This window comes from Labrenzia sp. 011 (assembly GCF_003075075.1).
Taxonomy (GTDB): domain Bacteria; phylum Pseudomonadota; class Alphaproteobacteria; order Rhizobiales; family Stappiaceae; genus Roseibium.
In genome coordinates, this window is record NZ_QCYM01000018.1 from 83,486 (window position 1) to 90,112 (window position 6,627).

At 59.5% G+C, this 6,627-nt stretch carries 9 protein-coding genes; 4 read left to right on the plus strand and 5 right to left on the minus strand.

Going from position 1 to position 6,627, the window contains the following annotated elements; genetic code table 11:
- Positions 1-359 precede the first annotated feature (359 nt).
- From DCO57_RS17590 to DCO57_RS17600, 3 genes are all read left to right on the plus strand, one after another.
- Positions 360-809: a MucR family transcriptional regulator gene (locus tag DCO57_RS17590; protein WP_116700213.1), complete on the plus strand. Its 450-nt coding sequence runs from the start codon at positions 360-362 to the stop codon at positions 807-809.
- A gap of 126 nt (positions 810-935) precedes the next feature.
- Positions 936-1,211, plus strand: a complete 276-nt coding sequence (locus tag DCO57_RS17595) for a type II toxin-antitoxin system ParD family antitoxin (protein WP_116700214.1) — start codon at positions 936-938, stop codon at positions 1,209-1,211.
- Entirely contained in the window at positions 1,198-1,542 is a 345-nt protein-coding gene (locus tag DCO57_RS17600; RefSeq protein ID WP_116700229.1) for a type II toxin-antitoxin system RelE/ParE family toxin, read from the plus strand. The genes DCO57_RS17595 and DCO57_RS17600 overlap by 14 nt, the downstream gene beginning before the upstream one ends.
- Positions 1,543-1,680: 138 nt before the next feature.
- Here the strand turns inward: DCO57_RS17600 and DCO57_RS17605 are convergent, their stop codons facing one another.
- The 4 genes from DCO57_RS17605 to DCO57_RS17620 form a co-directional block, all read right to left on the minus strand.
- Positions 1,681-2,703 (minus strand): GSU2403 family nucleotidyltransferase fold protein, encoded by a 1,023-nt coding sequence (locus tag DCO57_RS17605; RefSeq protein ID WP_116700215.1) that lies wholly within the window; start codon positions 2,701-2,703, stop codon positions 1,681-1,683.
- Positions 2,704-2,816: 113 nt separating this feature from the next.
- Positions 2,817-4,049 carry a site-specific integrase gene (locus DCO57_RS17610; protein ID WP_116700230.1) on the minus strand — a complete coding sequence of 411 codons (1,233 nt, stop codon included), beginning with the start codon at positions 4,047-4,049 and terminating at the stop codon, positions 2,817-2,819.
- Positions 4,050-4,063: 14 nt separating this feature from the next.
- The gene (locus tag DCO57_RS17615; protein ID WP_116700216.1) at positions 4,064-4,477 is read right to left on the minus strand and encodes a type II toxin-antitoxin system VapC family toxin; all 414 of its coding nucleotides are present in this window, start codon (positions 4,475-4,477) and stop codon (positions 4,064-4,066) included.
- The gene (locus tag DCO57_RS17620) at positions 4,474-4,731 is read right to left on the minus strand and encodes a type II toxin-antitoxin system VapB family antitoxin (RefSeq protein ID WP_116700217.1); all 258 of its coding nucleotides are present in this window, start codon (positions 4,729-4,731) and stop codon (positions 4,474-4,476) included. Before DCO57_RS17620 ends, DCO57_RS17615 begins: the two co-directional genes overlap by 4 nt.
- A 341-nt stretch (positions 4,732-5,072) precedes the next feature.
- Here DCO57_RS17620 and DCO57_RS17625 point away from each other — a divergent pair, with 341 nt between their 5' ends.
- Positions 5,073-6,194, plus strand: coding sequence for an RHE_PE00001 family protein (locus DCO57_RS17625; RefSeq protein ID WP_208978014.1), 1,122 nt, complete (start codon positions 5,073-5,075; stop codon positions 6,192-6,194).
- A gap of 77 nt (positions 6,195-6,271) precedes the next feature.
- On the opposite strand, the gene DCO57_RS17630 is transcribed toward DCO57_RS17625, so the two are convergent.
- Positions 6,272-6,627, minus strand: a 356-nt coding sequence (locus DCO57_RS17630) for a WGR domain-containing protein (RefSeq protein ID WP_347876556.1), incomplete at its 5' end; no start/stop codon positions are given.

Genomic DNA, 6,627 nt, shown 5'->3' on the forward strand with positions numbered 1-6,627 from the left:
ATCGTTCCCCGAATGGGCCGAGACAAAGATGGTTTCGGCCGCTGGACTATCTCGCCGGCGGAAGGCTCCTTGAGACTTCTGCCGGCTTTAGACAAGTCCCGGCAGAAATCGTGTTTGGCTCGGTGGAGGCCGTCCAGCGGCCGGAGGAGAGCGTGGTCCGGCAGGACGTGCCCTGCACCGCATCAAGATTTTGAGACTTGAAGCTCACACGACCCATTTGGGTAATAAAATCGAACGATAATCTCTATTTTTGTCACATTGCACAAATAATAGATTGGCTGTAAGGCGTCTCAGCATATTCCTTCCAGAATAACTATTGCTGCCCTTTCTCAAGAGACACCCCGCCCAAAAGGAAGACCATGACCGATACAGCAGAGCACGACATCGCTGAGGATGTAGCCTTCATCGAACTCACAAGCGATATCGTTTCGGCCTATGTGGCCAACAACACGGTTGCCGCTCCCGACTTGGCGGGCCTGATCGCGTCCGTGCACACGGCGCTGACCTCATCCGCACACAAGGCCCAGGAGCCCGAAGTTGTCGAGCTCGTACCAGCCGTGCCGATCAAGAAATCCGTCGGAACCGATTTCATCATCTGCCTGGAAGACGGCAAGAAGTTCAAGTCACTGAAGCGGCATCTTCGTACCCACTACAACCTGACCCCTGAAGACTACCGGGCAAAGTGGAACCTGCCAGCTGACTACCCGATGGTCGCGCCGAATTATGCGGCAGCCCGTTCAGAGCTGGCCAAGAAAATGGGACTGGGTCAGCAAAGATCTCAAAAAGCCCGGAAACCGGCTAAAAAGTAACTCTTAAAGACAAGGCTGCGAACCGAAGCGCCTGAACTCGATGCAGGTCCGGTCAAACAATGCATGTGTCGAGGATCTTGACATTAATGCTACTGGGTAGCACCTTCTTGTTGAAGGAGACCACCCGTGAGCATTAAATCCTCGATTTCGTTGACCGAACAGCAGGATGCCTTTGCGCGCGCTCTTGTGGAATCTGGCCAATATTCAAGCCTGAGTTCGGTTCTGCAACAGGGTCTGGAACTTTTGCGTCAGAAAACCGAGCTGGAGTCTCTCGAAACGCAGGCACTTCGCGAGCTCATTGGGCAGAGAATGAGTGGTCCTGCTGTGTCTGCGGCAGAAATGGGAACGCGCGTGGACGCCATGATCGAGCGAAAGCGGCGTGGCCTGCGTGTGGATCCTTGAGTATTCGACCGCCGCTGAGCGCGACTTTGAGCTGATCTTCGATCACCTGCTTGCAACCTATTGCGATCTCGGGGAAGACCGGGCGGTGGCCTTCGAACGCGCGGCCGAGCGCGTCAGATCCATCCGGTCCGCCATCGATCAACTCACGGAAACTCCGTTCATAGGCACGCTTCAGCCGGACATCCTGCCGGGCCTGCGTTTCGTGCGCCGCGATCAGGCCGCAGTGTGGTTTCTTGCCGAACCATCCGACACCAGGATCTTTATTGCCGCCATTTTCTTCGGTGCTCAGGACCATGTCAGGAAAATGCTGACCCGCCTGCTGTCTGACTGACCGCCAATCTTGTGCCGGTCAGCGCCGGTCACCCGAGCATTCAGACGGACCAACGTCTGCTCCAACCCACAACATTGTAACAGCTGGAGGCCGGGGCGAGGGAGCGGAGCAGGACGCCATCCACCTGATCAAGCCCACTTAGAGCACTGCCTGAAGCAATTCGGCTGTGGCCGGCATACGCTTCAGACTTGCCAGGATCCTCGTTCGCCACGCTGGACCGGTTTCGATCGCCAACTGGTAAGCTTCGTTCAGATCGTCGGGTCTGGTTTCGCTCAAGGCTTCGATCAGAAATGCCGCTTGTGCACGGTCCTTGTGGGCTTTGAGTGCATCCGGTCCGCCCTGTCTTCTGTCGGCGACAATCAGCTTGTGGATCGCGAAACGTTCAGGTCGCGGGACCTGCACCAACACTCCTGATCTATACAGAAAGGGAACACGAATTGGCTCGGCAATCAGGTAATTGAGGAAATGCAAGCTCTGTGCATTGACCCCAAGCGCAGGAAGATCGCGGATTCCCTCATCCTCTTCAAAGGAAGGCGTCAGGAATTCCACCAGCGTCTGGCGATTTGACTGCCGCCAACGCCAGGTTTTGTCGCTCTCAAGTGTTGGTAGCGGATCAAATTGAAGTTCGGAAAAAACCTCTGCCAACGGAGGTTCGACCGTATCCGCGAGAGCGAGGGACAAGCGCTCGAAACTCGCAATGTCGACATCGTCTGTCGTTGCCGATTGATCGAAACCGATCCGAACGCCAAGCTCACCTTCATAACTGCGAAAGGCGTGCGTGCCGACGATCGTTCCCCCAAGACGAAAGACACCGGCCTTCGCCATTGCCGAGACGACCTGACCGGACCCGACATCCGCAAACAGATACCCCTCGGCCCGCAGCACGCGCATCAATCTGGCGCGCTCGCGATCCGCCTGCTTGGCTGCATGCGCGATTTCAGATTGCCTGTTCAACCGACTGCGCAGTTCCGGAGTGTCTTCACCGATGTATCGGTCGACAGTTTTATTGCCGATGCGGAAGTGGTCATACCAGTAGGTTTTTGCGCCAGCCGTTTTGGATCTCGGTACGCCCCGGAGGTCCGAAACGGCACCGTCAATCAATGAGCGTCGCAGATCCGTCCAGGCTGCGATACCGATTGGGCTATGGTAGCTCACCGACATTCTTACCCCACATACTTTTTTTCGTGGGGTAATCATAACATAGATAATACCCCACAAACTAATTATTGTGGGGTATACCTAAACTCCGATCTAAAACGACGGGTTTAACAACCTCACCCGAGCATTCTGGCAGACCGGCGCCTACTCCGTCCCGCATCATTGTAATAGCTGGAGGCCTGGGCGAGGGAGCGGTGGCGGGACTGCTGCATGGCATCCTGAATGGGAATATCGCGGTTCGCGGCCTCGGTCAGGAAGCCGGCGCGCAAGCCATGGGCACTGAAGTCATCAGGGTCGAGCCCGGCGCGGATACAGCGGGCCTTGACGATCGCATTGACCGACTGGGGCGTCAGGCTTCTGGTCTTGACGTTGCCCCAGCGATCGATGGCCCTGAACACGGGTCCTTCGGAAATTCCCGCCGCCTCCAGCCAGGTTTCAAGGGCCTCGACGGGCCGGCCGATCAAAAGCACCGCGTTGTCATCGCAAGCATCCTCCGTCTTGGTACGACCGAGCCGCAGGCTGACCGCTGGCAGCAGGTCGCTGCCCGGATCGCTGGGATCCGCAAGCAGGGGATCTTGCCGGGTTACCTGAGCAAGCCGCAAGCCGGACAATTCCGAGCGCCGCCGGCCGCCGGAGGCAAAGCCGACGAGCAGCAGCGCCTTGTCGCGCAGGTCAACGAGGCAGGGCGCGGCATGGTCCGTGCCGTTGCAGGTCGCCAGAAGGCGTTCCAGGAGATCGGCCGTCAGCGCCTTTCGGCTTTTTCTGGCTTTGGGCCGATCGGCAACGCGGATGGCAAGGCGCAAGGCCGAGCGCACGTCGGGCGCGGAGAACTCTCCTTGAACCCCGCGCCAGCGATGCAGCGTCGACCAGGAGGCCAGACGCCGCTGCACCGTTGAAACCGCATGCGGGGGTCGGAGACCCGTCGCGGTTTTTGCCTTTCTGAGAAGTCTTTGGTCTTCCAGCGTGCCGGCAACGTCCTCGGGCATGCCGTGAGACGGGTCAGACCTTTTTTTGTCGGGGTCCCACAGGTGATGGGCAATGAACTTCAGGATCAGCGGCACCGGGGCAGGCCAGGGGAGGTGCTCGCCGGTTGCCGCCGCGCACCAGCCTTCCAGGTAGGAACAATCGGAGGTGAGGGCCCTGAGGGAATTTTCGCCGATGCCTTCCTGGGCCAGATGGCGCAGGGTCGAGATATCGTCCTGGGTCAGAAGCGCAGCCAGCTGGTCGCTGCGCTCCGGTCCGGCGAGCGCCGGCAGGATGGCGGAGAGCGCGTCGAGATTTTCTACGCGTTGTTCCAGCGTTTCAGCCTCTCCCGCGAGGGAAAGGTTGCGAGCAAAAGCTTGCGGCATGGCCGTATCCTTCATCAGGCCGGATCCGTCCCTGGCGACGCCGGATGGCATTTCAGGTCCGTTTTCGAGAAGTCGTTACCTTTGAAGAGAAGGGGCGCCTTGCTGATCGCGGCCACCGCATAAGCAAAACAATCGCCCATGTTGAGTGCGGCGGGATGCCGGCCCTTTCCAAAGATTTCATAGGCAGCCTGGGCGGACTGATAATGCTTTCCGTCGAAGGCAACCGGTGTGACATTTGGCGCTTCGCAGAGCCGCGCGACAATGATCTCGGCTTTCGAGAACCCCTTTGCGGTCAGGACAATTCGCGTCTCGAACAAGGTTGGCCAGCCTATCACCAGGTCATTGTGGCGCATAACGTCCTTGAACCGCTCTTCTTCCGGCTCACCCAGTGCGATGGCTAAAATGGCTGACGTATCCACGGCGATCATCTGGGCAGACCGGCCTCATCATACAGCTCGCCATGATCGCTGGTGGCGCCTGCCTTGACACCCTGCCGGTCCTCGCAAGCCAGATCCCAGACCGCATCGATCGGATGGCCATGCTTTTTCTGCCGCAGCTCCCTGTCATAATGCTCCAACGCCTGTTCAACGAGATGGCTCATGGTTTGGCCGGTGCGGCGCGCCAGTGCATGAGCAAGTTGGCGAGCCTTGGCGGAGCGGATGGAAAGTTGCGGTTCTGGCATGGGCCGGGAATTCCTGTGTTTTGACTGCCTGACCCTATCACGCATTCGAGAAAGCCGGCAAGTTTCGTGCATATGCTGGCTGACCAACGATAACTAATAATCCGTCTGCTGGCGCGCACTTGAGAACGCTCTGCAACGTCTCTCGTGACGTGTGTCATGGCCCGCATTTTAGCATGCGGTGCCTGAAACGTCTAACCATCGATAATAGCTAATTATCAATATTCATATTGTGTCTCTGACAGACATCCATGTAGTGATACTTTTTTGCTTGTTTATTTTCGTTACGTGACTATCCTCTCCCAATGTCAATGGCTTACGATCTCCACAGGTCTCTGAACTCCTTGGACTGGGCCTCTCTGGCCGACCCGCTTGATCGTGTCAGCCGTGCGCTGACACGCGTGGACGAGCGGCTGCGGCGCACAGGCGACCTTGCCGACGGCGTGCGCAGCCGCGCGCATCTGTTCGACACCTGTGCGTCCATGGCCCTCGACGGCGACCTGGTGCATCTGGAGGACCTGGTCCTGCATGACGCCGGCACCGACAGGCGCGCCCCGACCCACGAACTGACCCGGGCCGCCAGGCTCCTGGCCCTGCGCCGGCGGATCGACCGGCTGCCCCCTGAAACCGTCCTCAGCCGCAACGGCCTTCTGACCCTGATCGGCCGGCAGGCGGACAGTTTGGAGGAGGGGACTGCGAGGGGCAGCCGTGCGGGGGAGGAGAGGGGAGCTTCACCATCGATCTCGACACATGCGCAAGACGACGCGGAAAAAGAAGAAAACCTTCTGGCCGAGATCGACGCCGTTCTGCAACGCTCCCGGCAGCTTGCTGAAGGATCCGTCCCGGTCGCACGGACATCGTCCCATCGGATGGCAACGGCTCAAATGCAATCCGATCCAGGAACACCCGATCGGCGCGACCGCCTGGACGCCTGGCTGGCCGTCTTGAACGCGGCCAGGCCACTGAACCTGCCTCCCGTTCTGACGGCGGTCATTTTGCTCGATGCCTGGCAGCTGCTGCAGCCGCTGGACAGCTGGCCGGAGCTCGGCCGTCTGGTGTCGGCCGCCTTCCTGAAATCGCAGGTGACGACCTGCCATCTGCCGACCCTGTCCGCAGCCTTGCGAAAATCGCCGTTCCGCTGGCGCCGCAAGGACCCGTTCCAGACACGCATCTCCGGTCTCCTGACCGGCTTTGAAACCGCCGCCCGGGACACCATGGATCAGCTCGACCGGCTGTCGATCGCCCAGGAGCAGCTGGACCGCCATTGCCGGTCCTGCCGAAGCCATTCCAGGCTGCCCGACTTTGCTCAGATGTTCCTGTCCCGGCCGCTGGTGACCATTCCCATGGCCCGCCAGGAGCTCGGCGTCACCGCCGCCGCCGTCGACCACATGATCCGCCAGCTCGGCCCGGCGCTGCCGCGCGAGCTCACCGGCCGCGGCAGATACAGGGCCTGGGGAATTCTGTGAAGGCCGTCACAACGCTCACCGCAGAACCGCGCAAGATCAAGGCAGAGGACGGGGCCACTGGCGGCCGAATTCTCATGTCAGCCTTCGACATACCCGCGCTTGCATTTGCTGCGCACCAATTGTGCCTTGCGGGCGTGTGCGGAAACCAGGTCAGGAAAGAGATCCGACCGTAACCGCCCCAAGGTGCCAAGGCGCCCCCACCTCCGTTGAACGGCATAATCGCCAAACAGGGTCGGCTCGATCGACAACACATAGAACCGGGCCATGTTCCGGTGCGGATCAATGCGCGTCAGAAAGACAGGGTATTGAATAGATGGAGTGGTTGCCGCTCTACCCACCTGACGCATTCTATTGGAGGATCGTCGGGTTAAGTCCAATGGGTGGAGAGGAAGGCGAGCATGACCAAAGAGACGATGATCGGGATCGATCTGGC

What these genes read in the sequence shown, in the direction of transcription:
- DCO57_RS17610 (WP_116700230.1), bottom strand. Translation starts at nt 4,049, where the DNA reads ATGCCGCAAGCTTTTGCTCGCAACCTTTCCCTCGCGGGAGAGGCTGAA.
- DCO57_RS17590 (WP_116700213.1), top strand. Translation starts at nt 360, where the DNA reads ATGACCGATACAGCAGAGCACGACATCGCTGAGGATGTAGCCTTCATC.
- DCO57_RS17615 (WP_116700216.1), bottom strand. Translation starts at nt 4,477, where the DNA reads ATGATCGCCGTGGATACGTCAGCCATTTTAGCCATCGCACTGGGTGAG.
- DCO57_RS17620 (WP_116700217.1), bottom strand. Translation starts at nt 4,731, where the DNA reads ATGCCAGAACCGCAACTTTCCATCCGCTCCGCCAAGGCTCGCCAACTT.
- DCO57_RS17605 (WP_116700215.1), bottom strand. Translation starts at nt 2,703, where the DNA reads ATGTCGGTGAGCTACCATAGCCCAATCGGTATCGCAGCCTGGACGGAT.